A 1910-nucleotide genomic window follows, 5' to 3' on the forward strand; every position below is an offset into this window, starting at 1 on the left:
TTGGAGAAAGCCTATGACTATTAGAGATTTGCGACTTAGAGAAGCCAAACCAAGCGATCGGCCCCATATTTTGCTATGGGATACGCCTAACGATTTGGAACTGCGACAACTTGCTTACCTTGAGAATGCTGAATGCATTAGCTACCGCACCCATCTGCTGAAGCGAATTGCAGGTCAAAATAGCTCTTTTTTAGCATTACATCTGCGGCTTGACCGAGAATTAAATAGTATTAAAACGATTTGTAGAGAAACGAACAAGCCCTTAGTCATTCTTCAAGACCTTGATCGGCTAATTACATATATGTGCGTACAACCAGAAAGCCCAATTACTTTGTTCTGGCAAAATCTTTTTAATACAAGACATTTGGAAGGAATTCTGTGGATTTTACTACCGAATAAATTAGCTCCTCCCAATTGGGATGAAAGCCGAATTCAACGCATATAAATCATCCATTCTATAAGTTTACAGGGTTGGTTATTCATGCTTCTCTTCAATGAACTAGTTACGATAAATAAAGCAGCACTAGTAGCTAATGCTGTTAGCTTTGATCTTATGGATGATCCTGATGCAAATTTGCGTTTATGTCAGGGTTTTGTATTTAACTTTGACTCTGACCCCAAGAAACTGAAAACTTCTACAGTGGGGGTACTATATGCTGTGCGGCAAAGTTTTCATAGTCCTAACGAACCAAATATTCACCTGATGGTGCAAGATTATGGTAAAGGTAAATCGCACTTTGCGCTAGCGATCGCTAACTTTTTTCAGAAACCATTTAACAGTCCTGAAGTAGATGGAATTATACAACAAATCGAAAACTCTACTCCTAGCAATCATTATATTTTAGAAAATTTAAAGCTTTACAAACGGCAAGGTAAAAACCTAGTTATCTGTCTTAGCGGTGACAAACCTATAGACTTAAAAAAACATTTTCTCCAAGCTTTGCGAAAAGCAGTAGAATCTGAAGGAATTACAGAATCTCTTGGTCAAAAAATTTGTCAAGCACCCCTCCAGTATCTTGAGAATCTTAATACACAACAACGTCAAGCAGCTGAAGCTTATTTACAAGCGCAAGGAAATCCAGAAGGCGACTTAAATACAGTTATGGATCTGTTACGCGAAGATAACTATCAAATTATTTCTCGTGTTAAAGAAATTAGCCGTCAATTAACTGGTACGGGTTTACCGCTTGATTTTGGTGTTGATATCGATGTTGAAGAAATACTTTCTAATGTAATTACTAAACTTTGTATCGGTAAAAATAGTCGGTTTCAGGGTGTATTAATTCTATTTGATGAATTATATAATTATCTACAACTTTGGGCAAATGACCCTGTGCGCGCAGGCAGTACAACATTACAAGGAATTACAAATATTTGTGAGAAGTTTAAAGGTAAAATAGCTCTTCTGTGCTTTAGTCAAAGAAGCCCGAAAAGAGTAACTCCGCTCAAGCATTTAGAAGACTATAACAGATTAGTTTCCCGCATCGAATTACTCCCCACAACCTACGAACCTGCTGCTAGCTTAGAATTAGTACTTAATAATTTATTACTCCAGCAAGAAAAAAGCTCTGCTTGGCAACAGTTTTATCAAAAATGGCGCGATACATTAACTGCACTAAACACAGAAATCTATCAAAATCGTACAACGAACTATTATCAAAGTCGTAACTGGGAGCCACAAAATTTTTTCAGCAGAATTACTTTAGGCTGTTTCCCGTTACATCCATTAACTTCTTACTTACTTTGTAATTTAAATTTTACTCAGGGACGGACAGCAATTCAATTTGTGCAAAAAGATGTTGCAGATTTTATTGCAGAGCAACCAATTGAAAAAAATCATAATATCAATTTTATTTATCCAGTTACCTTAGTTGATGCTTTTGCAAGTAATTTTAAGACATCTGATTATT

2 protein-coding genes are annotated in these 1910 nt (G+C 36.3%); both read left to right on the top strand.

Features of this window, described 5'->3' with window-relative positions:
- Positions 1–445, top strand: a 445-nt coding sequence (locus ACWATR_RS39665; RefSeq protein WP_460345776.1) for a hypothetical protein, incomplete at its 5' end; no start/stop codon positions are given.
- Between the two features lie 36 nt (positions 446–481).
- The coding region (locus ACWATR_RS39670; protein ID WP_460345779.1) for a hypothetical protein at positions 482–1910 on the top strand (1429 nt) is incomplete at its 3' end.

The sequence above is a fragment of the Nostoc sp. UIC 10890 genome (assembly GCF_054786515.1).